28 protein-coding genes and 2 pseudogenes are annotated in these 23,361 nt (G+C 44.1%); 18 read left to right on the plus strand and 12 right to left on the minus strand.

Annotation, left to right across the window (positions count from 1 at the left end; translation table 11 throughout):
• The first annotated feature begins 154 nt into the window (after positions 1–154).
• The 13 genes and pseudogenes from DXE44_RS03140 (at position 155) to DXE44_RS03200 (ending at position 10,275) form a co-directional block, all read left to right on the plus strand.
• Positions 155–460 carry a hypothetical protein gene (locus tag DXE44_RS03140; RefSeq protein WP_162785868.1) on the plus strand — a complete coding sequence of 102 codons (306 nt, stop codon included), beginning with the start codon at positions 155–157 and terminating at the stop codon, positions 458–460.
• A 66-nt stretch (positions 461–526) separates the two neighbouring features.
• The gene (locus DXE44_RS03145; protein WP_162785869.1) at positions 527–844 is read left to right on the plus strand and encodes a hypothetical protein; all 318 of its coding nucleotides are present in this window, start codon (positions 527–529) and stop codon (positions 842–844) included.
• A complete protein-coding gene (locus tag DXE44_RS03150) occupies positions 844–2,277 on the plus strand; it encodes a TolC family protein (protein ID WP_197712907.1) in 1,434 nt (477 codons plus the stop codon). Before DXE44_RS03145 ends, DXE44_RS03150 begins: the two co-directional genes overlap by 1 nt.
• Positions 2,278–2,289: 12 nt before the next feature.
• Positions 2,290–3,702: pseudogene (locus tag DXE44_RS10935) on the plus strand (multicopper oxidase family protein).
• Positions 3,703–4,055: 353 nt separating this feature from the next.
• Positions 4,056–4,535 (plus strand): cupredoxin domain-containing protein, encoded by a 480-nt coding sequence (locus DXE44_RS03160; RefSeq protein ID WP_331851853.1) that lies wholly within the window; start codon positions 4,056–4,058, stop codon positions 4,533–4,535.
• Positions 4,536–4,734: 199 nt separating this feature from the next.
• Entirely contained in the window at positions 4,735–4,983 is a 249-nt protein-coding gene (locus DXE44_RS11500) for a DUF411 domain-containing protein (protein ID WP_331851829.1), read from the plus strand.
• Between the two features lie 10 nt (positions 4,984–4,993).
• Complete coding sequence (locus DXE44_RS03170) at positions 4,994–5,302, plus strand: copper-binding protein (RefSeq protein WP_114652583.1); 309 nt, start codon at positions 4,994–4,996, stop codon at positions 5,300–5,302.
• Positions 5,303–5,304: 2 nt separating this feature from the next.
• Positions 5,305–5,565, plus strand: coding sequence for a heavy-metal-associated domain-containing protein (locus tag DXE44_RS03175; protein WP_114652585.1), 261 nt, complete (start codon positions 5,305–5,307; stop codon positions 5,563–5,565).
• Positions 5,566–5,650: 85 nt separating this feature from the next.
• Complete coding sequence (locus DXE44_RS03180) at positions 5,651–6,253, plus strand: LemA family protein (protein ID WP_114652587.1); 603 nt, start codon at positions 5,651–5,653, stop codon at positions 6,251–6,253.
• Between the two features lie 14 nt (positions 6,254–6,267).
• The gene (locus DXE44_RS03185) at positions 6,268–7,131 is read left to right on the plus strand and encodes a TPM domain-containing protein (protein WP_114652589.1); all 864 of its coding nucleotides are present in this window, start codon (positions 6,268–6,270) and stop codon (positions 7,129–7,131) included.
• 2 nt (positions 7,132–7,133) lie between these two features.
• A complete protein-coding gene (locus DXE44_RS03190; RefSeq protein WP_114654325.1) occupies positions 7,134–7,634 on the plus strand; it encodes a TPM domain-containing protein in 501 nt (166 codons plus the stop codon).
• Between the two features lie 17 nt (positions 7,635–7,651).
• A complete protein-coding gene (locus DXE44_RS03195; protein ID WP_197712817.1) occupies positions 7,652–10,000 on the plus strand; it encodes a heavy metal translocating P-type ATPase in 2,349 nt (782 codons plus the stop codon).
• A 2-nt stretch (positions 10,001–10,002) separates the two neighbouring features.
• The gene (locus DXE44_RS03200; RefSeq protein WP_114652591.1) at positions 10,003–10,275 is read left to right on the plus strand and encodes a DUF2789 family protein; all 273 of its coding nucleotides are present in this window, start codon (positions 10,003–10,005) and stop codon (positions 10,273–10,275) included.
• Positions 10,276–11,075: 800 nt separating this feature from the next.
• Here the strand turns inward: DXE44_RS03200 and DXE44_RS10560 are convergent.
• The 11 genes from DXE44_RS10560 to DXE44_RS03270 form a co-directional block, all read right to left on the minus strand.
• Entirely contained in the window at positions 11,076–11,198 is a 123-nt protein-coding gene (locus tag DXE44_RS10560) for a DUF5681 domain-containing protein (protein WP_231970561.1), read from the minus strand.
• Positions 11,199–11,696: 498 nt separating this feature from the next.
• Positions 11,697–12,026, minus strand: a complete 330-nt coding sequence (locus DXE44_RS03215) for a hypothetical protein (protein WP_114652597.1) — start codon at positions 12,024–12,026, stop codon at positions 11,697–11,699.
• 26 nt (positions 12,027–12,052) lie between these two features.
• Positions 12,053–12,667, minus strand: a complete 615-nt coding sequence (locus DXE44_RS10940; RefSeq protein ID WP_114652599.1) for a DNA polymerase — start codon at positions 12,665–12,667, stop codon at positions 12,053–12,055.
• 19 nt (positions 12,668–12,686) lie between these two features.
• Positions 12,687–12,971, minus strand: coding sequence for a hypothetical protein (locus DXE44_RS03225; RefSeq protein ID WP_114652601.1), 285 nt, complete (start codon positions 12,969–12,971; stop codon positions 12,687–12,689).
• On the minus strand, positions 12,968–13,267 hold the full coding sequence (locus DXE44_RS03230; RefSeq protein ID WP_114652603.1) for a hypothetical protein: 300 nt from the start codon (positions 13,265–13,267) through the stop codon (positions 12,968–12,970). The genes DXE44_RS03225 and DXE44_RS03230 overlap by 4 nt, the downstream gene beginning before the upstream one ends.
• A 204-nt stretch (positions 13,268–13,471) precedes the next feature.
• Positions 13,472–14,074 carry a hypothetical protein gene (locus DXE44_RS03240; protein WP_114652607.1) on the minus strand — a complete coding sequence of 201 codons (603 nt, stop codon included), beginning with the start codon at positions 14,072–14,074 and terminating at the stop codon, positions 13,472–13,474.
• Positions 14,071–14,271 (minus strand): helix-turn-helix transcriptional regulator, encoded by a 201-nt coding sequence (locus DXE44_RS03245; RefSeq protein WP_114652609.1) that lies wholly within the window; start codon positions 14,269–14,271, stop codon positions 14,071–14,073. The genes DXE44_RS03240 and DXE44_RS03245 overlap by 4 nt, the downstream gene beginning before the upstream one ends.
• A 266-nt stretch (positions 14,272–14,537) precedes the next feature.
• Positions 14,538–15,119: a hypothetical protein gene (locus DXE44_RS03255; protein WP_114652613.1), complete on the minus strand. Its 582-nt coding sequence runs from the start codon at positions 15,117–15,119 to the stop codon at positions 14,538–14,540.
• 119 nt (positions 15,120–15,238) lie between these two features.
• On the minus strand, positions 15,239–16,261 hold the full coding sequence (locus DXE44_RS11350) for a tyrosine-type recombinase/integrase (protein ID WP_114652615.1): 1,023 nt from the start codon (positions 16,259–16,261) through the stop codon (positions 15,239–15,241).
• Positions 16,262–16,263: 2 nt separating this feature from the next.
• Positions 16,264–16,446, minus strand: coding sequence for an Arm DNA-binding domain-containing protein (locus tag DXE44_RS11355; protein ID WP_114652617.1), 183 nt, complete (start codon positions 16,444–16,446; stop codon positions 16,264–16,266).
• A gap of 291 nt (positions 16,447–16,737) precedes the next feature.
• Positions 16,738–17,319 (minus strand): hypothetical protein, encoded by a 582-nt coding sequence (locus DXE44_RS03270; protein ID WP_114652619.1) that lies wholly within the window; start codon positions 17,317–17,319, stop codon positions 16,738–16,740.
• A 243-nt stretch (positions 17,320–17,562) separates the two neighbouring features.
• On the opposite strand from DXE44_RS03270, the pseudogene DXE44_RS03275 reads away from it, so the two are divergent.
• The 5 genes and pseudogenes from DXE44_RS03275 (at position 17,563) to DXE44_RS03295 (ending at position 22,801) form a co-directional block, all read left to right on the plus strand.
• Positions 17,563–17,945: pseudogene (locus tag DXE44_RS03275) on the plus strand (DUF1924 domain-containing protein).
• 11 nt (positions 17,946–17,956) lie between these two features.
• A complete protein-coding gene (locus DXE44_RS03280; protein WP_231970562.1) occupies positions 17,957–18,418 on the plus strand; it encodes a diheme cytochrome c in 462 nt (153 codons plus the stop codon).
• On the plus strand, positions 18,415–19,101 hold the full coding sequence (locus DXE44_RS03285; RefSeq protein WP_197712819.1) for a cytochrome b/b6 domain-containing protein: 687 nt from the start codon (positions 18,415–18,417) through the stop codon (positions 19,099–19,101). Before DXE44_RS03280 ends, DXE44_RS03285 begins: the two co-directional genes overlap by 4 nt.
• Before the next feature lie 59 nt (positions 19,102–19,160).
• Entirely contained in the window at positions 19,161–20,603 is a 1,443-nt protein-coding gene (locus DXE44_RS03290; protein ID WP_114652621.1) for a sensor histidine kinase, read from the plus strand.
• Positions 20,604–20,698: 95 nt separating this feature from the next.
• Positions 20,699–22,801 (plus strand): alkyl/aryl-sulfatase, encoded by a 2,103-nt coding sequence (locus DXE44_RS03295; RefSeq protein WP_174221111.1) that lies wholly within the window; start codon positions 20,699–20,701, stop codon positions 22,799–22,801.
• A 209-nt stretch (positions 22,802–23,010) separates the two neighbouring features.
• Here DXE44_RS03295 and DXE44_RS03300 read toward each other — a convergent pair whose 3' ends face one another.
• Positions 23,011–23,319: a chorismate mutase gene (locus DXE44_RS03300; protein ID WP_114652623.1), complete on the minus strand. Its 309-nt coding sequence runs from the start codon at positions 23,317–23,319 to the stop codon at positions 23,011–23,013.
• Positions 23,320–23,361 lie beyond the last annotated feature (42 nt).

Raw genomic sequence — 23,361 nt, forward strand, 5'->3', positions numbered from 1 at the left:
TATAGCCTCAATAGCTCAATAAGTTAATGCCTAGACTCAAAAAAGTGAAGGGTGAGGCTGACAAAACGCCAAATTCAGTGTAATGTTAAACAATGCGGAGAGTATGGTTTTCTTATGCTTAAGTTTTTTTATTAGCCTGATTCATGCGGCTAGCATGCCCGTATTCGTTTCCGATCAACACCATGCGCACCAGTCCCAAGCTGCGACTCATGCTGATAATGCTGACTCCCATATGCAGCATAAGCAATGTAAAGATTGCACTTCATCGATAGAAAAGTCGGCAAAGAAAGTGGCTACAAAGTGCCATACCGCTTCTCAGTGCTGCGTTGGTATTGCTGATTTAACAGCCTCTTCTTCCGTGATTGCTCCTTTGCAGTATGCGGACAATCTACTGCCTTACGCTCCTACTTTGGCACTCGGCCAATCGCTAGGTAACATTTACAAACCCCCTCGGATTTAAATTTCCTCAGTAGTAAGTAGATTTTGGCGACAAGTCTTGTCGTTACGTTTGTCTATTGGAGAAATTATGAGCATGTTTAAATGCATGTGGGGCAATGGAATGTTTCTATTGGCGCTCACATTACTAGGTAGTCCAGTTGCATCGGCGCAAGATGCGGCGGTAAATGGTTCTTCGGCAAAGTCTATTGCCGAGTCGCTGCAGTACACGTCAGTATTTAAAAATTATCAGCCTTATTCGGAAGAGGAGATCATTCCTTGGAAGCAGGCTAATTCTACCGTCCAAAAGATCGGCGGATGGAAAGTGTATGCAAAAGAAGCTGCTCAGGCTGATGTGGTGCCAACAAGCGAAGAGTACTCGAAAAATCATCACGAGGGAGTTAAATGATGGTGACTATGCCTTTCACTAAACAATACAAAATAGTATCAATTTTATTTGCGAGTGCTCTTGCTGGATGCGCTAGCGTCAATATTGACGAGGCCTTACAAAAAACGAATCTAGATTCGAGTAAACTTACTAATAGCCAGGTTGTTTTAGCAAAATCGTCAGATGAGCGTGATGTTCTTCAGGGTAGAGCTCAGGAGCTGCTGGCTAAGAATTTAAATCAAAGCGATGCTGTTCAGCTTGCCTTGATTAATAGTCCAGCCGTTCAAGCACTTATTGCCCAGAATTGGTCTGAAGCAGCGTCTGCTGCCCAAGCAGGCAGAATGTCTAATCCTTATTTTGCTTTTGAGCGAATGGTTACTAGTCCAGAGATCGAATTTAATCGCTGGTTTGTATTTGGATTATTAGATCTGATTACTTTGCCACAGCGCAAAGGAATAGCTGATAAGCGAATTGAACAAGCTCAATTGCGTTTAACTACCGAAATCATTGATCAAGTGACTTTGGTTCGCCAGGCTTGGGTTCGTGCAGTTGCAGCAGAGCAATCCCTCAAATATGCCGATCAAGTTTTTCGAAGTGCAGAAGCAAGTGCTGAGCTAGCAAGGCGCATGGAGGCGGTAGGTACTCTCAATAAGATTACTCGTGCAAGGCAGCAAGCTTTTTATGCAGATTCGGCCACGCAGTTTGCTAATGCAAAACAGACTTCAGTAAGCCGTAGGGAGGAGCTTGTTCGTGCTCTTGGGCTAAGTGAAGCTCAGGCAAAAGAACTCAAATTGCCCAATCGTTTACCTGATCTGCCTAAGCAACCGCCAAATACTGAATTTATTGCGCAGCAAGCTGGCTTGGAGCGGCTAGATATTCGCTTGGCTACAACGACTTTAGAGGCGGCAGCGAAGGCCCAGGGGCTTAACAACATCACCAGTTTTACCGATATTGAGCTGGGCTTTAATCGCGGCACTAAATTTGATTCAGCATCTGGTGAGAGCACCCCAAAGCAGGGCTATGAAATTTCGATTCGACTACCAATTTTCGATTGGGGAAATATGAGTAGGGATGCCATGAATGCCCAAACTTTAGCCGCATTTAATCGGCTAGAGGGCATTACTCGAAATGCTAGTTCCAATTTGAGGGAGACCTACTCGGCCTATCGAACTGCATACGATATATCCCAACACTATCGAAAAGAAGTAATACCTGTACGCAAAGCCATCGCTGAAGAAAGTCAGCTTCGCTATAACGGCAGGATTATTGGTGTCTTTGAGTTGATTGCCGACTCAAGAGATCAGGTCTCTGCAGTAATTGCGGCGATTAATGCTCAGCAACAATTTTGGTTAACAGATGCTGCTTTGCAGTCCTCCTTAATTAGCAGGCCAACAATACTACAAGTGTCTAACGTTACTGGGGCGGGAATGCTAGCAAATCCTACTGGACATTGATAAGGAAAAATAATGAGTTCAAGAAGAGATTTTTTTAAATATGCCGGCCATTGCTGGTGGTGCTGTTGCGGTTGCAGCAGTTGGCCGATATGCCTTATCTGGCGCCCCAGAAATAGTGACGCAGGTAAACACTAATACGATGCCACCATTGACCCCTAGTACAGGGCGCCCATACAACCCAGTTGTTACCTTAAATGGCTGGATGTTGCCTTGGAGAATGAATAAAGGCGTTAAAGAGTTTCATTTAGTCGCTGAGCCAGTAGTGCGAGAAATGACTCCTGGATTTAAGGCGCATTTATGGGGTTACAACGGTCAAAGCCCTGGGCCAACAATCGAAGTGGTGGAAGGCGACCGAGTCCGGATATTTGTTACCAATCGGTTACCAGAGCAGACTTCAGTACATTGGCATGGCCAAAGATTACCAAATAGTATGGATGGTGTAACAGGCTTAACTCAAAAAGGTATTCCACCCGGAAAAACCTTCATGTATGAGTTTGTTGCTCGCCGCCCGGGAACATTTATGTACCATCCCCATGCCGATGAAATGACACAGATGGCAATGGGAATGATGGGTATGTGGATTACGCATCCTAAAGATCAAAATCTACTTATTGATGATGTTAATAGGGACTTTTGTTTTTTATTGAGCTCATATGACATTGATCCTGGTAGTTACACACCAAAAGTAGCCACGATGGTTGACTTCAATATATGGAGCTGGAATAGCCGCGTTTTTCCTGGCATAGATTCTTTGAATGTCGCCCTAAATGACAAGGTCCGAATCAGAGTAGGAAACTTAACAATGACCAATCATCCAATTCATCTTCATGGGCATGAGTTTTCGGTCACAGGCACTGATGGAGGCCCTGTTCCAAAACTGCTCGTTGGCCTGAGGTAACCACTGACGTGGCTGTTGGGCAGATGCGGCAAATTGAATTTCTTGCAGATGAAGAGGGTGACTGGGCGATCCATTGCCATAAGAGCCACCACACCATGAATGCAATGGGGCATAACCTCCCCACCATGATTGGCGTTGATCATCGGGGGGTTGGCAAGAAGATCAACAGCCTGATACCTGACTATATGGTGATGGGTGAAAGGGGTATGGGTGATATGTCTGAAATGGAAATGCCTATCCCCGATAACACGGCTCGCATGATGACGGGTATGGGTCCTTTTGGGTCGGTAGAGATGGGCGGTATGTTTAGCGTATTAAAAGTACGTAAGGATCAAAAGCCTGGCGATTATGCAGATCCGGGTTGGTATAAGCATCCGGCTGGTACGGTGGCAGAGGCTTACAAAGGCGCATTACCTGCAGCTCCAACGCAACTAAATGCTGCAAAACCTATGCAATCAACAAGACCAAGCTCTACAAAAGAAATCGAAGTGCAAGTAAGAAAGCCCAATGGGCATTCTGGACATTAATAATTAAGGAAAACAAAATGAAAAATATTCAATTTACATTGGCAGCAATTGCGATGGCAGCATCTAGTTTAGTGTTTGCGCAAGGTGCAACACAACCTGGCGGTATGGGGATGATGAATCAAGGGGCCAGGAACCAAGATCCAATGGCAGCGATGTGTCAAAAAATGCATCCTGAAGTGAGTCCTGATCAATGTAAGGCGATGCACGAGAATATGGCAAAAATGACTCCTGAACAAAGGGTGGCAATGTGCCAAAAAATGCATCCTGAGATGAGTGCTAGTCAATGTAAGGCGATGCATGACAAGATGCATGGATCAGGCGCAGGCATGGGGGCTATGGGTGGCATGGGCGCAATGTCTCATGACCATGGCGCTAGTGGTGGTCATGATCATGGCAGCGAAAATTCTAGTGTTGGACAGCCGGGTATTGCAGCCAAAGTAAATCGAACAATTAGAGTTCACATGACAGACAACATGAGATTTAATCCTAGCAGTATTCAAGTCAAGCAAGGCGAAACTATCCATTTTGTAGTCAAGAATCTGGGTAAAACAAAACATGAAATGGTGCTTGGTACAGATCAAGAGCTACAAGAGCACTACAAGCAGATGATGAAGTTTCCAGAAATGGAGCATGCCGAGCCAAACATGGTTACCTTAGGCGCTGGTCAAACAGGTGAAATTATTTGGCAATTTACGAAATCTGGAAAAGTGCAATTTGCATGCCTACAACCAGGCCATTACGATGCGGGAATGAAGGGATCAATTTCGGTAGCTGGACCTAAATCTGCTTCACTAGCACAGAAAGGGGACGGCCATGGCTCCCATCAACATTAATTTAACAAGAAGGTCTGTAGCAATTGGATTGGTGCTGATGCCGTTTGCATCCAGTGCTGCCAGTGAAAAACCATTGATCACGGTATGAAAGAGTCCAACTTGTGGCTGTTGCAAGGATTGGATTACGTATGTTGAGAAAAATGGCTTTGCTACTAAAGTGATCAGCGATGGCAATGACCAGATTAGAAAGAAGATGGGTATGCCCATTCAGTTTGGGTCTTGCCATACCGCAGTCATTGATGGTTATGCAATCGAAGGTCATGTCCCAGCGAGAGAAATTAAGCGTTTATTAGCTGAGAAGCCCAATGCTGTAGGGATTGCTGTACCAGCGATGCCCATAGGCTCTCCAGGAATGGATGGTCCTGAGTATGGATCTAGAAAAGATCCTTATGACGTTTTATTGATCTCTAAAAACGGTCAATCCCAAATTTATCAATCTTATCGATAGGAGTTCATTTATGAACAATCTAAAAAAATATTTGAGTGTTATTTTTCTACTATCGGGAGTAATCTTGACTCATGTAGCAAGCGCCCAATCTACTGGTGCATATACGGCTGGTCAGGTACGCAAAGTTGATTTGGAGCAAGGCAAAGTCACCATTCGTCACGAGGAAATCAAGAATTTAGATATGCCCCCAATGACCATGATTTTTAACGTGAAAAATAAAAATCTTTTAAATGGTCTTAAGTCTGGAGACCAAGTGGAATTCGTAGCATCAAGCGAAGGTGGAAAACTATATGTCATCGAATTAAAAAAAGGAGACTGAATATGAGTCAAATAAATTTAAATGTGGCTGGTATGACTTGTGGCTCTTGCGTCAAGCACGTTACCAAGGCGCTGGAATCTTTAGATGGCGTATCCAATATCCATGTTGACCTGCAAAACGGTAAAGTACATTTAGATAGGACGAGCTGGAAGAGTGACGATTTGATTCATGCGCTAAATGAGGATGGTTACCCCTCTTCTTTGGACCTTGATGGTAGCGTTCAAGCGCCACAGAAAAAATCTGGTGGTTGCTGTTGTGGTTAATACCCTCTTTAGTCCCAATTTTTATACATCTAAAAAGGTGATTGTTCTTACAGATTCAAACTTTAATTAAGTGAAGGAGTAACAAATGCGTAAATATCTCATTGGTCTGCTGGCAATATCAGCGGTATTGTTATCAGGTTGCGGGTACAACCAAATTCAGTCCCAAGATGAGCAGGTAACTTCTAGCTGGTCTGAGGTATTAAATCAATATCAGCGTAGAGCCGACCTGATTCCTAATTTAGTGAGCACCGTTAAGGGTGAGGCTAAGTTCGAACAAGATACCCTCACCAAAGTTGTAGAAGCCAGGTCTAAGGCGACCTCAATTCAAGCTACTCCTGATTTGGTAAATAACCCAGAAGCTTTCCAGAAATTCCAGCAAGCGCAAGGACAACTCACTTCGGCTTTATCCAGACTATTAGTCGTTTCAGAAAACTACCCGAGCTTACGAGCAAATCAAGGGTTTAGAGATTTGCAAGCGCAACTAGAGGGCACTGAAAATCGCATTACAGTTGCTCGTAATCGTTACATTAAATCTGTACAGGAGTACAACGTCACGATTCGCTCATTCCCATCTAACTTAACAGCAATGGTCTTTGGTTATAAAGCTAAGGCAAACTTTGCCGTTGAGAATGAAAAGGAATTAGCAACTCCTCCTAGCGTTTCATTTGATACTCCTGCGGCGAAATAATTGGAGCAACTTTCGTGACTCGCATCTTCCGGCTGCCTAAACGCCTATTCGCCTTGCTATCGCTTTTGGCGCTGCTCTGCTGGCCTCAGTTTTCTGTGGCGCAGCAGACGGTGCCAGCTTTGTCAGGGCGGGTCATTGATCAAACGGGTACTCTTACACCCAGTCAGATTGGCTCTCTAGATCAAACCTTGAGTAATTTTGAGGCTAAAAAGGGTAGTCAGATTGTGGTGTTAATGGTGCAATCTACTGCCCCTGAAGCTATTGAGCAATATGCCATTCGCGTAGCTGAGCAATGGAAGATTGGACGGAAAAAAGTAGATGATGGTGCGATTCTGGTTATTGCTAAAGCGGATAGAGCCCTTCGGATTGAGGTGGGTTACGGCCTTGAAGGAGTATTAACTGATGCAACTAGCAAGCGAATCATCGACCAAATCATTGTGCCCCGATTCAAACAGCAGGATTTTTATGGCGGCATTACGGATGGCGTAAACGCTGTGATTAGCGTGGTTGATGGTGAGGCGTTACCAGCGCCAAACCCAACTAATACAGAAATGCGTGACCCCGGGGATATTCGCTCATTTTTACCAATCATTTTTATTGTGGCTTTAGTGCTTGGTGGAATCTTACGATCGATGCTCGGCAGGTTGCCTGGATCCCTCGTTACCGGAGGATTTGTAGCTCTTATCGCCTGGTTTATGTTCGGTGCGTTTTCTATGGCCTTAATCGCCGGTGTTGTGGCATTAGTCGTTGCTCTATCCGGAATGGGGTTGGGTAGACATGGCTTTGGTGGCTATAGCAGTGGAGGAGGTCATGGTGGCGGTGGCGGCTTTGGTGGCGGTGGCGGCTTTGGTGGCGGTGGCTCCTCGGGGAGATGGTAAGCATGAATATGAATCGATTAATAAAACATCTCTGGTCTCATAGTCGCAAGGTAGGGAAATGCTTTTCCAAGGAAGATCTTGCCGCAATAACAAATGCGATTCGAGATAGTGAGACTCAACATTCGGGTCAAATCTGTTTTGCCGTGGAAGGTGCCCTGGATACGCTTGCCTTGTTAAAAGACTTAAGCCCTAGAGATCGTGCAATTGAAGTCTTTACCAATCTCAGAGTTTGGGATACCGAGCGCAATAATGGGGTGCTCATTTATATTTTATTAGCCGATCATGCTGTAGAGATAATTGCCGATAGAGGCATTCATTCAAATGCAGATGCCAGTGCGTGGGATGTTATTTGTCATGAGATCGAATCCAAATTTTCGCTCAATGAATATCAGGCTGGCATTTTGTCTGGAATTGAAATGGTGAGTCAACTATTGCAAAGTCAATTCCCAGGTAAATCATCTTCAGATAATGAAATCCCAGATACGCCAGTTTTAATGAATTAGGTAAACAAGGATTTGCAATGAGTAATCACAATGAGAACAATCATCATGAGCATGGACACGATCACTCCCATCACGAACATTCTTCGGATGAAAATTCCTTGAAGGATCCTGTTTGTGGGATGACGGTCACTTCTCAGTTTAAGCATAGTTACTCGCTTAAGAATATTGCGTATTACTTTTGCAGCAATGGTTGTAAAGAAAAATTTATTGGAGCGCCCAGCAAGTATCTAGATGGGGGACTAAAGGACTCAGAGTCGCCTGCTTCGGTGGCCGGCACAATTTATACCTGCCCCATGCATCCGCAAATTCGGCAGAATCAACCAGGTAATTGCCCAATTTGTGGAATGAGTTTAGAGCCTCTGTTGCCTGAATTAGAGGAAGAAGAAAATCCAGAATTAGTTGATTTTCAAAGACGATTTTGGTGGACGCTGCCTTTGACGACAGTGGTGACTGTCCTTGCGATGTTTGGCCATAAACTTAATCTACTAGAGTCTCAAACCCAAACCTGGGTTGAATTATTCCTATCCTTACCAATTGTTTTATGGGCAGGATGGCCATTCTTTCATCGTGGCTGGCAATCCATAGCCAATCGTAGTCCAAATATGTGGACTTTGATTGGATTGGGAACAGGTGCTGCATTTTTGTATAGCGTTGTTGCTACGGTAGCTCCACAAGTATTTCCTGCTTCCTTTATGTCTATGGGCAGGATTGGTGTGTATTTTGAGGCAGCCGCCGTCATTATTTCATTGACTCTGCTTGGTCAGGTGTTGGAACTAAAGGCACGTTCACAAACTTCTGCGGCAATTAAATCCTTGCTGGGCTTAGCGCCTAAAACAGCTAGAAGAATTAAGGGCGATGGATCTGAGGAAGATATTCCTTTATCAAATGTTCATATTGAAGACTTATTGAGGGTGCGCCCAGGTGAAAAAGTGCCTGTTGATGGCGTCATTGTTGAAGGCTCTAGTGCGCTTGATGAATCCATGTTTATCGGGGAGCCATTGCCAGCTACTAAGCGTATCGGTGATCGTGTGATTGGAGCAACGATGAATACCAATGGCGCATTGATTATTAAAGCCGAGCGTGTTGGTTCATCAACCATGCTGGCTCAAATTGTGCAAATGGTAGCTCAAGCCCAACGCTCCAGAGCGCCAATGCAGCGAATGGCAGATATTGTTGCGGGATATTTTGTAGTAACGGTTGTAGCTATATCTTTGCTGACTTTTTTCATTTGGGGGGTCTTTGGTCCCGAACCAAGTTGGGTTTTTGGCTTAATTAATGCGGTCTCTGTATTAATTATTGCGTGTCCTTGCGCCCTAGGTCTTGCTACACCAATGTCGATTATGGTAGCTACAGGTAAAGGGGCGACAAAAGGAATTTTGTTCCGTGATGCTGCTGCGATTGAGAATCTACGCAAAGTAAATACACTCATTATTGATAAAACAGGCACCTTAACAGAAGGTAAGCCAATTTTTGATAGGATCATTGCCGCCCCCAGCTTTGATGGCAATGAGGTCTTAAGGCTTGCGGCAAGCCTTGATCAGGGTAGTGAGCATCCTCTTGCCGATGCGATTGTTCGCGCTGCAAGAGATGGTAATTTACCCCTGGAGAAACCTGAAAACTTTGAATCAAGTTCAGGAATTGGAGTTCAAGGTAGCGTTGGCTTGTTTCATTTGGCGTTGGGTAATACTGCATTGATGGATAAGCTGGGAGTTTCTGTTGATATTTTGAAAGCCCAAGCAGAGGAGCTCCGCTCTGAAGGCGCTAGCGTGATGCATTTAGCTATCAACGGAAAGCTTGCTGGACTTTTAGCTGTCTCTGATCCTATTAAGGCTACTACGCCAGAGGCTTTGCAAACCTTAAGAGAGGCGGGATTGCGAATTGTGATGGCAACTGGAGATGGATTAACAGCTGCTAAATCTGTTGGCAAGCGCCTTGGGATTGAAGAGGTCTATGGAGAGGTTAAGCCAGCAGATAAGCTCGAATTGGTAACTCGACTACAAAATGAAGGTCGGATTGTTGCAATGGCAGGTGATGGCATCAATGATGCTCCAGCTTTAGCAAAAGCCAATGTTGGTATTGCTATGGGCACCGGTACTGACGTTGCTATGAATAGCGCCCAAATTACTTTAGTTAAAGGTGATCTCAGAGGTATTGCGATTGCTAAGTCGCTTTCAGACGATACGGTAGGCAATATGAAGCAAAACCTAGTGTTTGCGTTTCTTTATAACGCACTGGGCATTCCTATTGCTGCTGGTCTCTTATATCCTTTCACTGGATGGTTGCTCTCACCATTAATTGCTGCACTTGCCATGAGCTTGAGCTCAGCCTCGGTCATTACAAATGCGTTACGTTTAAGGAGAAATTAATCATGGAAAAGTCATTTCATCCATTCTCTGAGTTATTCCTTCAATTAGGACTACCTTCTGATGGTAATAGTATTAAGGCACTCATTGATCGGCATGCTTCTGATGGTAATAGTATTAAGGCACTCATTGATCGGCATGCGCCTTTAGATGAAGCGATTGAATTAGCGGATGCACCATTCTGGACACCATCTCAAGCAAGGCTTCTTCGTGATGAGTTGCTTTTAGACGCTGATTGGGCCGAGATTGTGGATCAGTTAAATAAGGACTTACGTTAAGCAGGTCGCTCAGTTTTGGGTGAGAGTTAGCGTACTCAGATTATTGAATTGATGGTCTGCTTTGGGTCGTTAGCAGCTGTTCATTGTTTGTCGGATTGTTGATCCGATGACTTATTGGTGGGTCGGGCGAGATTCAAACTCGCGACCAATGGAATAAAAGGCCTATAGCGGAGGTACTTTCCGCTTAACATCCAATACCCGTAACGGTTTGTGCTTGATAGAGTAAAAGTTACCAAGGTTTGTTACCAAACTTAGTTCTTATACTTTTCAATTGTCTCAATAAGAAATTCCTTTTTGAGCTGCAAGTAGAGAATTACAGTAATTTCTAGTCGAACCAAATCCATTTCTTATCGGTGATAATTTTGACACGTTCAAAGAATTCTTCCCTTGACTCGTTTTCCGCGCGCACCAAACCTTCGGCCTCTTTCCATTCGCAATCGGCCCAGCCCAGGAAGTGAACCCTATCAACGTCTGGGACACTTTTTTCGATTTTGGCTAGGTCTGTTCTTTAGGTTCATTTCCGCGTCTCTAGTTGGCTTATACGGGCTTCTAAATCGATCGTCTCAATTGACCTTCGTCGTGCCTCAATAATTGCCGCCATTCTTTCTCCTTCATTTGGTGTGATATCCCCAGTAGCTACGGCCTGGAGTATTTCTGCCTGAGCTATCCCAACTCCGTTCAGATCACTTATTGGTGGCAATTTAATGGTTATAGGGCGGTCTTTAGTATTTGGTAGAACCTTACAAGAATCATGCGGCAAGCTGTCATATCACCGTTTTTGGCCCGCTCCATCACCATTTCTAATATTCCTGAAGATTGCCCTTAATGAGTGCATAGGTGATTTGCGTGGCGTTATGGCGAACATCTTTTGGTTTTCCCTTTGGGTTGCCTGACTGACCCTTAACAAATAGTTGTTTTGGCATTGTGAATTCTTCCTGAATTTGCAGAAATAGCAACGAAATGCATCAGCACAGCAATTCGATTAAGTCCCAAGCCTATCAACAATTGATGGTTTATGTAAGGTGTTAAAAGTAAGTGCTAAGTTGTGCTCGTAGACTTATTGGCAGTTTCCTTGGAATGTTTATCTCTATGGATGTGGATGGTGAGGTATGAGCCTCTTTTTGGAAAGAGGCTTATTAACCCAGCCTTCTCAAGCTGTTTTAAAGATGTCGATATGGTCTGCCTGCTAAGGCCGGTAATATCCCTGACCATTGAGTCAATCTTAAATTTTTGTGTATTGGTTACCCCCACATAAAACCAGAGAGCATTGCCAACCAAGCCAGGGGAGACTCCAACTTTAGATGCTTTTGCTAGCCAATCACACCATACAGGACCTCTTATAAATTTGCGATCTAGGTTTTTCATTTTTACTCCATAAATATGTTTTTAAATAGATAAATAATACTGAGCAGGTGTTAAGCCTATTGACACGTGGGTGTTAAATTTACGCTTAGTGGTTTTAGGAGTCTGTCCTTGATGGTCATGACTTGGTTCCAAAAATCTTCGCTTGACGGATTTAAAAATCGCTGTGGGTGCTTGAATATTTCCACTTCACTGCTTAATTCAAATCCATTTAGGAGTATTCGGTTTGCTTCTCTCATGCATGCCTGAGCTATCTGAATATCGCGCTCAATATCTTCTTCTTTTGACTCAATGAGAATTGCATCATGCACGGGTGCACAGATGTTGATGCCTTTTTCATGTAATAAAATACATGCGATCCTTAACATTTCTGCAGCATTGGCTTGCATTGGGAAATTCCGTACGCTGCGTGGGTTTAGGTCGGGTTGCACATGTAATTGCCAGCCATATAACGTAGCCACCCTGTTGAAGGCAACTGTTGCGTTGTAAAGGTTGTCTGACCAAGCCCAAAAAGTTCGATAGACCTTTTGTGCATGTCCAATAATTGCCTAGCCCTCAATTCTGGTTCCCCTAGTCTGTCAGCCAAAGACTCAGCGCCCATCCCATATTGAGTTGCTAAGACGCATTGCTTGTATTGATTCCTTACATCCGGGTGGCTATGTTTAGTGGCATTTTGCGGAACGGCCCCTGATTGCTTAGCAAATGCAAGGTACGGATCACCAGATAAGTATGCCGCGAGCATATTGGCGTCCTGCGATAGTGCGGCAGCTATACCAAATTCCTGTTGTGACCAATCAATATAGGCAACGGCCATTTCTGGGCGAGGCTGGATGAGCCCCCTTAGCCATTTAGATAGTCCAAAAATAAACTTTGTTGTTGATGGTTGATTGCGCCCTGTTATTGAGGAGAATTGCGATATTAGGCATCGATTGCGTCCGTCAGTTCCAACATAAAGGTCGTTCAACCTTAACTTTGCCAAACAGTCTCTTAAATTACGTAGTGGCAACAAGCTAGGGTGTGCCGTGGACATCTCTTTGAAGGTTTCTTCGTCAAGCTTCAGTTTGCCTGTAGCGGTTTCTAGGCCACGGAATGCTTTTCTTTGCTAAATATTTTTCAAACAGCTCACTTTTAAACACGCTATCTTGGTAGACCTCGTACTCCGTATCAACTTCTAAAATTAGCTCACCTTTAATCTTGTCCCACAAATGACATAGGTCTGTATAGGTCTGCATATCAATGGGTGTGCCGTACGTCTCCATGGCCGCCACAGCGATGTTGTAATGCCCCCGCAAGAGAGCCCGAGGTAGGTCAACTTCCGGTAACATGGCGCTCAAAAGAGGCAGTAGTGCGTCAACGTCTGATTGGCAATACTCCACAAGGCTGTTCGCTCATAATGGCTATAAGGACCCCCTCTTAATGCCAGAGCACGCATTTCTTCTTTATGTTCTATCGCAATTGAATCCAGCCCAAAAAACTTCATCGCTCCAATTAATGAACGACCACCTGGCAAATAAGGCAATCCGTTTGTCTTGTTGCGAAATTCGGCATATAAATCTAGAATATTTTTTGGCATCGGCCAGCCCAATGCTTTGAAGCAAGCCATTTCAGCACTAGCAAAATAGGCAACCACAACAGCAGTTTCATTAATAGATAGGGAAAGGAGGCGCTTTTAGTTTATATAAATCCTCCTGGAAAAGACGATGGTACTTACCGGTGCGAATTTCATGGGCTACCATACATATCACTTCAGGGGGATTGCCTTCTTGGCCTCCTATGGGGCGAAATTCAAAATCAAGAGTGATGCAATCGCGCAGTGTAAAGTCTTGGTGAATCATTAGACCCTCCCTTGAATTTGACGTATAAAGGGGTGATCACTTGAATCAATAATTCTTCCTGAGAATGCGTCATTGATCAATTCTTCCATCGACTGATTTGGCCATCTTGGTTCACCTAAATCATTAGCCGATTCAATAATTTCGTATTGACCAGCACTCATATTCGCTTGAATTCGTACCCACGTTGTCTCACCGCGCTCGATCCCGTACTTTAAAGATGAATGCCATAGATTTGCCCTTGAGGATGGGTCTATATCAGGCTCACCGATCAATTTTGGCGTGCCTGTACTATCTACAGCAAGGCGAATAGTTTTGGGGACAGCCAAATTGTCTAAGTGGCTGATCATATTTGGAGTTGCTAAATAGGTCTCCCCCCGATCCTTATCATCAACTACAAGACAGCGAAATTTATACCCTCCTCCAGGATGGATCCTGCAGAATCGATGTTTATTAAGCTTTCCGTATATTGCTTTAAGTGGTAACGCGGTGCCTCCACTAACACTGTATGTATCGGGAAGTCTAAGGCTGCTTAGAAGCGATGTTGTACTTTGTTTCGCCACTAACTCATCTTCGTGGTTTTGCTTTATGGTTTGCTCGCTCATGCTGATACTCCTTGAGCGCTTTGGAATTGGGATTCAATCCAAGCATCTACATCAGATTCCTTCCAAACGCTTATTCCACCGATTCTGGTGGGGCGAATAAAATCCCCCTGAGATATTTTTAGCCAAATTGTGCTTTTAGCAAGAGTGGTTTTACGGGCTACATCTTCAATTCGTATTAGTTTTAGCGCTTGGTTCATTACCGCTCCTTAAGGGATGTTCAATTAAATCCAACCGTATTCGATTGGGCTTAACTGAATTTTTCTCTATTAGGAGGGGTGTGTCTGATCAACACTTGAGTGTTGAAAATATTTATGAAAGATCTGCAATCTTTACTTTTAATGTCTTTTCAAAAAAATTTCTTAATGTTGTTGGAGCCCATTCATTACGCTGCAAGGCTTCTCTATTGGCTGTTTGGGTTTGACGATCTTGCTTCTTATCTTCGCTGCTGAGCCGGGCTTTCTGACTAAAGGGAGGGGTTGGGGTGTTTTTCCTTTACCAGTCTACAGAATCGTGTATAGACGCGCTTTGAAGGTTCTTTTCCCGGTGAGCCAGAATTTAAAACTTCGTCTAGACACTCCTGCATACACTGGTTATTATTCGAGAACTTTTTATCTTTCCCAGCCTTTTGGTTGCTCACTGCAGCCTCGCGCGTTGAAAGATCTTTTTCGAAGTGATGTATCAAGAATTTATTTACGACCCTTAATTCGTCAACTTCCTGGCTTAATAGCTCAATCTTGGCGGTTGCCCCCACTAGGTGTGAGACAAGCTCGCTTGGAGTTAGTGGGCGAAATTTATCCGCAAGCTCAGTAGTTCGATCTTCGATTGCATCATTGGATTTATATTTTTCCTTGGGGCGCTTGGCATCCGTTCGCATTTCATAGAGGCTTTCAATCAAACCTCCTGCTTTTTCAGCATAGATCTCTCCAAAGCTTCGACGTTTACCGCTGGGTTTCGCATTTGTTTTCCCAGCCTTATATGCCTTATATTCTTCATGAATCAACCCCATCACTAATTCATGCTGGTCTTTTTTTAAGGCCGTCCACATAGCTTCTAGTCTTGTGCGCCTTTCTTAGCTGATATCTTTTTTCAGTTTACTCTCTAGCTCCTGGAGAAGTTTTTGCTTTTGGAGCTGCAGTTGTTCCTCATGCTGATCGTCTGTCGGGCTCATACTGGCTCCTTATCTTGTAGCGTTTTGCTTAAGCAGTAACTTTCCCAAGCATTCATCAAAACTCTACGTCTTTCAAGTAGGTCTTTCCTTCTATAGGCTCTTTCGACCTTGCTTTGGATGGTGTGGGCGAGTGCCATTTCGGCGATTTCGGGCGAGAACTCAGTCTCCTCAGACACCCAGTCCCTAAAGCTTGAACGAAAACCGTGAACAGTAGCATCAATTCCCAGTCTTCTTGGCATCATTGGCATAGCCATATTTGTTAGGGGTTTGCCATCTCGGGAGAAAAGGTATTTGCTATCCATGTCCATTCCTTTGGCTATATCTAGAAGCTCAAGAGATCGTTCGCATAATGGGACCCGATGTTCTTTTTTGGCTTTCATGCGAGTAGCTGGAATGACCCATACATCGCCATTAACTTCCTCTCGCAGCCCGCCGATAGCTTCACCAGTCCTTGATGCATTCAAGATCAAGAACTCCAGAGCTACAGCCCCAATTTTGTCAATTTGCCTTAGTCGAGCTATGAAGGCTGGAAGTTGTTCGTAGGGGAGTGCCTTATGGTGACCTGCTTTCTTGAGCTTATTGGGAGCAGACAATATGGTATCTAGATGGCTGCGCCAAAGGGCGGGGTTCATACCAGATCTGAGTTTTCTGGTGGTGGCCGCGGCAAGTATTAACTCTAATCTGCCGCGTAATCTGGCTGCCGTCTCAGTTTTGGTAACCCAGATAGGCTCTAAGATTGCCAAGATATCCTCGGTTTCTATTTCATCAAGCGTTTTATCTCCTATCACCGGAAATGCGAATTCCTCTAACGTGTAAACCCATTGATCCCCATGCTTTTGGTTTGTCCACTCGGCGCGTCTAGACTCAACAAAATTGAGAGCAAAGTCTCTAAAGTATATTTTGGTTAATTTGACTGCATTTGCATTAGGAATGCGCGCTAGCTTTCGCTGTTCTGCAGGGTTTATTCCAGACTCTAAGCGTTCACGCTCACTTTGAGCCTTTAGTCTTGCATCCGCGATGCCTAGGGCGGGGAAGCCCCGCCAAGACTGATGTTGTGTTGCTTGCCGGCATGATTAAAGCGAAAGATCCAGTATTTCCGTAAGTTTGGCTTTACCCAGATATGCAGTCCTTTTACGAGGGCGTCGGTGTACCGTCCGGGACTCTTTAAATTTGTTACTGTCTTTATATCAAGCTTGATTGCCATATTCAGTCCTTAAGTTACCAAGATCTGTTACCAAAATTCGTTCCTATAACGACTTGGATGATCCTGTTTTGCACTGTATGGACTTAGACAGTTTTGCGATATTCAACACTTAAGTGATGATTATTTATTCAATTAGATCAGCTGATTAGGGCGTCTAAAGCGGCTTATTTAATGCTTGGACTGTCTATTTCCTTACACCATGAGCCTAAGTCACCTCTTCCGCCAAATAAAAAACCCCAGCAATCACTTGCTGGGGTTTTGTCTTTCTAGTAACTAGAAAGCGTTATTGCATTACTTCTTTGCAGCTGTTGCGCTAACTACTGCAGCAATTGCTTCTGTGTAAACCACTTTAACTTGATCGTTTACGGCAATATTTTTCATCAAGTCAGGATTCTGAACTTTAACTTTGAAGATATTTCCTTGTGGACCTTTTAAAGACACAGTATTTTTAGCTGTATCAATTGCCTCAATGCTAGCAGTTGCAGTAACAGTATTGGTAGTAATAATGCCTGGCTTGTCGCCTTTTGGAGCAGTAGTAGTGCTAGTAGTAACTTGCTCACTAGTAGTGCCTGGGTTTTTGACCTTAGCCAATTCAATCGCAACAGCGAGTTCGTAGACAACATCAAAACGGTCACCAACTTTAATTTCAGCAAAGTTCTTCACTTCTGCGCCAGCAACAATGGTGGATTCACCATCTTTGTTTTTAAGTGTCACTGTACGAGTTGCTGCGTCAATCTTGATGACTTCGCCATCATAGATAAGGGCAGTTTCTTGAGCAGCTACGCCAGCAATCGGAGCTTTCGGTTTGTTGAGCATGAAGTAAGCGCCTGCAGCAATAGCAGCAAGTACAACAATAATGACTAGTTTTTTCATAACGGTATTAATCCTTAATAAATTGAGGTGCATTAGCTGTAGGTAGTAATGCAGTAATTGATAAATGCAGTAAGTTTGGCATTTATATAGATTGTATTACTCATACCATTCATCAGAAGCATTTTTGAAGATGGTTCGAGTAAATAAGCCCTTAATACCCGACTATTTTGCTTATTTATCAAAATGGACTGTCATATCAATAGCGCATACTAGATAGATACCATCTATAAGGAGTATGTATGTATGCCTTGGAAGTTATTCTCGGGATTTATCCTCTCGGGTCTGGCCCTTACAGTCAGTGCAGCAACACCGCAAGACTTGCTGAGGAACTATGAGGCTCAATCTGGAAAAGCATCACCCGCCAGAGGCGAGCAGTTCTTCAATGCCAAGCATGGCAAAGAATGGAGCTGTGCATCTTGCCATGAAAATCCCCCAATCACGACACTAAACACATTGTTACTGGGAAGGTCATTAAGCCATTAGCCCCTAGCGCAAATCCAACTCGCTTTACTGATGAGGCTAAGGCTGAGAAGTAGTTTAAGCGTAACTGCAATGATGTACTCGGTAGAGACTGCACTGCACAAGAAAAAGCGGACGTTCTATCTTGGTTGCTAACTGTTAAATAAGTCTTATCAATATGAAAAAATCTATATTTATTGCTGCATCCTTACTGCTGGTATCTTCATCTACATTCGCTGCCAAGATGGCAATGCCTGCAGATGCGCCAGCTTCATATGAAGCTGAGTGCGCAAGTTGTCACATGGCTTATCCGCCAGCATTATTAAACGAACAAAGCTGGAAAAATGTCATGTCTGGCCTATCCAAGCACTTTGGTACCGATGCTAGTGCGGATGCAAAGACTCAGACTGAAATTACAAGCTGGTTAGTAAAGAATGCCGCTACTCGACAGAAGTACAGCGAGACCGCCCCCGAAAACCGCATTACTAAAACTTCATGGTTTATTCGTAAGCATGATGAGGTGAGGGCAGATGTTTGGAGGCGGGCAAGCATCAAGAGTCCTGCCAATTGTGGAGCTTGTCATATTGATGCTGCAAAAGGCATTTTTAGTGAGAACAATATTAAGATCCCAGCGAAATGAGCCATCAGGTGAATGAGTCAATTCGTGATGCAGTTGGAGCCACTGGCAAGGTAAGAGAAGCCATTATGGTATGGGACATGCCGGTAAGGGTGTTTCATTGGCTACTGGTGATTTGTTTTGCTGGTGCTTGGCTTAGCTCAGAGAGTGAGCGATGGGCCATGATTCACTATGCATTTGGGTATACTGCGTGCTTACTTGTTCTCATTCGCTTGGTGTGGGGCCTGATTGGCACCCGCTATGCCCGATTTAGTCAATTTCTGAAAAGTCCAAAGGCAGTGCTTGAGCACTTTTGGGCTATGTTGCGTGGCCACCCTCATCACGATGTGGGACATAACCCAGCTGGTGGTCTCGTCATGTTTGCGCTGATGCTGCTCATCTTGCTCATTGGATTGAGCGGTTATTTATCCGTTAAAGAGTTTTTAGGTAATGTTGTTTCAGAGGTGCATGAGGCAGTTTCTAGCTTAGTTCTGGGTCTAGTCATCGTTCATATTATTGCAGCTGTGGTCATGAGTTTGATCGAAAGACAAAATCTCGTCAGATCCATGGTGACAGGTAAGAAGCAGGGTATGCCAGAGCAAGGAATTCGTTATCCACAATATCTAATCGGTGCCCTCATTTTTCTTGGCGCTCTCTACTTCTTCTATCTAACTTTAACTGGCAGATTGCCCAGCCTGACTCAGTAAAAGTCTCCCCGATTGAAGATTGAGATCGGGGATATTCACCTCGTTGTACGATAGATGGCATGAAGCTCCTGATAGCCCTGTATTTCTATATTCTTGCCACCATTCAGTTGGGCTTGTTATTGGGTGTCTATCACTACTATCGCTCTCAAAGTGCTGTTAGGCCAAGCGCTTATTGGATGGGATCTTTGGTGGTGAGTATTTTGGCCTTAGCCATCTTTGGTACTGGAGTTTTGACTATTGAGGATGTCTCAAAGCCGGAATTTAATTTCACCATAGCCAATACTTTGTTCTATGTGGCTGCTATTTTGCAATTGCTATTTTGTAGGTCGCTGAATCAGCCAATTAGTAAGCGAATCGAGTACGCCTTCATATTTTCAGTCTTGATTTTCATTCCATTCTTTGAGTGGATGCGGACTCATGGCACATTCGAAATTCGAACCGCAGTCATTTGTGTCATTACTGGATCTTTCTTTATTTGGCAGATTGTTCAATTGCGTGAAAAGAGAAAGTCGACTCCTTCGAAGCAATTAATGTATTTGCAATATGCCACTACTGCAGAATTATTTTTTGCTATTGGGCGACTTTCTGTAGTCGTCGCATCTGGCTTCACCATTCGTCAGGTTGAGCAGATTCCTCAATTTTTGATTCTTCTGACAATTATGCAAATCGTGATGAATACGCTGGCTTACATTGCCATTGGTGGTTATTGGTCTGAGCGTATTGCGCTGGCAAGTGCTCAATCGCAAACTGAGAACAAAGAAATTAAAGCTTTATTAACTGAGCGCGAGAATTTAATTTCGAATTTACTGAAAGCCAATAAAACTGCGGCAACAGGAGCTTTGTCGGCCTCTATAGCCCATGAGCTTAACCAGCCCTTGGGGGTATCGCAACTGAATATTCAGTTTCTGCAGAAGAAGTTGTCTGAGGGTCATTTGACTTCTGAGCAAAACCAAGAGATTCTGGCTGCGTTACTGGCTGATAACCAGCGCGCCTCCAGCATCATTCAATCGCTGCGCTCTATATTCTCGGATGGAAAGATTGGCGCCGAACAGATCGAGCTTGACGAATTAGTTGAATCTATTCTCAAGATTACCAAGCCAGAAATTCAGACGAAGAATATTCAAGTAGTTCTAGACCTTGACTCACATTCTCTAATTAACGTGAATCGCGGCGAGATCCAGCAAGTGCTTCTGAATCTCATTAATAACGCAATCCAGGCCCTAAGTGAATCCACTCGATTCTCTCGAATACTCCGGATTGAGGGTCGAGATGTTTCTGGGGGGATTCAATTGCTTATCTCTGACAATGGCGGTGGCGTTCCGATTGATGCCCGGATGCACTTATTTGAACTGCTCTCCAATAGCAACAAGCGCTCAGGTATGGGTCTGGGTTTATGGCTCTGCCAACACATTGTTTCTCGTCATGGTGGCCGCATTCGCTATGAAGATGCCCCTAGCGGTGGCGCTCAATTTACTGTATTTTTGCCATCCACGCAGGAGTAGCTTACTAGCTATAGGGCTAATTGCCCAAAGACAGTCGATTCTTTACATTCGATAAGTACCTTTTTTACCAATATTTGCATTAACTCAAGGCCCCCATGAAAACCCAATTAACCCTGATTGCTGCATCTATCGCACTAATTTCTGGAAACGCTGTTTTTGCAGCAGGCGGAGGTGGAGTTGTTGCTGATCCAGGTGCAATGCAAGGAAAGCATTTTGACCCTAAAGGTAAGGCCCCTTCAACTTTTACGGTAGAGCTACAAAACGGCTTACGCAAAACATTGCCTTTTGAAGATAAGCGTGATTTTGAAGAGTCCAAGAGGGGATTTATTGCGGCGCCTGCCTATAAAACCATCATGGCTGATGCAGGTAACGTAGCTTGGGATATGGGCAGCTATGAATTCCTATTGCAAGGTAAGGATTTCGATAGCGTTCATCCATCATTGCAACGTCAAGCAATTCTTAATATGGGTTATGGCCTTTATGAGGTTGTGCCAGGAAAGATCTATCAAGTTCGTGGCTTTGACTTATCCAACATCAGCTTTGTTAAAACCAATACCGGCTGGATTGTCTTTGATCCATTGACCTCCAAAGAGACTGCAAGAGCAGCTTTGGAATTGGTTAATGAGAAGTTAGGCAAGCGCCCAGTGGTTGCGGTGGTGCACTCCCATTCACATGCTGATCACTTTGGTGGTGTGCGTGGCGTAGTGGAAGAGGCGGATGTGAAGAGCGGTAAGGTCAAGATTATTGCTCCAGCTGGCTTTATGGATCACGCAGTAGCAGAGAACGTCTACGCTGGTAATGCAATGACACGCCGCCTGTATTTCCAGTACGGTGTTTTATTGCCACGTAGCCCATTTGGCCACGTTGACCAATCGATCGGTAAAAACACTGCCGCAGGTAATCTCGGTTTAATTGAGCCAACCATTCTGATTAATGAGCCGTTTGAAAAAATGACAGTGGATGGCGTAGAGATGGAATTCCAAAATACGCCAGGTACCGAAGCTCCGGCGGAGATGAATACCTACTTCCCACAGATTAAGGCATTCTGGGCTGCTGAAAACATCACCGGCACCATTCATAACATCTATACCTTGCGTGGCGCTTTAGTACGCGATGCCTTGGCATGGTCTAAGAATATTAATAATGCTTTATATCGTTATGGCACTGAGGCGCAGGTTATGTTCGCCTCCCATTCATGGCCACGCTGGGGCAATGATCGCGTACAAGAAGTGATGCGTACTCAGCGCGACAGTTACGCTCACTTGAACAATGAAGTTCTTCATTTAGCGAACAATGGCGTCACGATCAATGAAGTGCATAACGTTTACAAGCAGCCAGAGAGCTTAAAGTCTCAGTGGGCAGCACATAGCTACCACGGTTCAGAAGAGCACAACAGTTGCGCAGTAATCAACCGCTACCTGGGTTACTGGGACGCTAATCCTGCAACTTTGATTCCCCTATCACCAAAAGATTCTGCGCCGCTGTATGTCGAAATGATGGGTGGTTCCGGCAAGATCATGGCAAAGGGTAGGCAGCTCTATAAACAAGGTAAATACCGTGAAGCAATGGAGATTGTGAATAAATTGGTTTATGCAGAACCAAACAACACGGCAGCCAAGGATTTGCTGGCAGACATTTTTGAACAAATTGGTTGTCAAAAAGAAAGCCCAAGTGTGCGTAATAGTTTCTTGGGCGCGGCCTACGAACTTCGTCACGGTATGCCTTCTGGAGCATCGCCAAAGACTAATGGCCCTGACATGATCAGAGCAATGACTACTGAGTTATGGCTCAATGCCTTAGCCATCAGCATGGATAGCAAAAAAGCTGCCGGCATGAAGTTCACTATTAATCTCGACACCCCAGACAATGGTGAAAAGTTTGTAATCGAGATGAGTAATTCTGCGCTAACTAATATCAAAGGCTATCAGGATAAAAATCCGAACCTGACTATTACTGCGAATCGTAGCGATTTAGAAAAGGTGATGAGCGGTCAAACCACTTTTGAAAAACTCCAAGCCGAAGGAAAGGCTAAATTTGAAGGCGACCGTAAAGCATTTGATCAATTGCGAAGCACGATGACCACCTTTACTCCAGACTTTGAGTTGATGCCTGGTACAAAATCTAAAAAAGCCTCATCTACCCAACCAAGTAAAGACCCGTTTGAGGCTCCTCCAATTGCCAATTCAGATGGCGCTTAATGAAGTCGCATTGTGATTAGATCGGTAATTGTGAAATAGAAAATGGGCCCCTAGGAGCCCATCTTTTTTGTCCAAAAGAGATCAAGCGCTTTGATCGGAGTAGAACTCTCATCAGAATGATTTTTACTATCATCGAGTAATGAATTTATTATTTTTTTGAATTCCAAACTATGAAAGTATTTGGAATTTTTCCTTTGAAGTTCGCTGAATTAGTTTACTGATTTTTCGTAAAACTCTTTCTTTTCGGCCTCGATAAAACTATGGATCATAGCCCTCCATACCGCCTGTACAACGTCGATGTTTGCTCCTGTTGAATGCGCCAGAGTTGTTACTTTCTCTATTACCTGCTCCACTCTTTTGGGCGCCTCTACATCTAACGTGGTCAGCTTAAAGTGCGCTGCTTGTTTAACGTAGGCTCCACGTTTCGCAATAAGAGCCACAATTTCCCTGTCGATTGAGTCAATATTTCTTCTAACATCGCTAATATTGACGCAAATTTCAATATCCTCTTGCTGCATGATGCTCCCCGTTGATTGCCCGATCTTCCATTGTTAATCAAT

Source organism: Polynucleobacter necessarius, from assembly GCF_900095175.1.
GTDB classification, from domain to species: domain Bacteria; phylum Pseudomonadota; class Gammaproteobacteria; order Burkholderiales; family Burkholderiaceae; genus Polynucleobacter; species Polynucleobacter necessarius_I.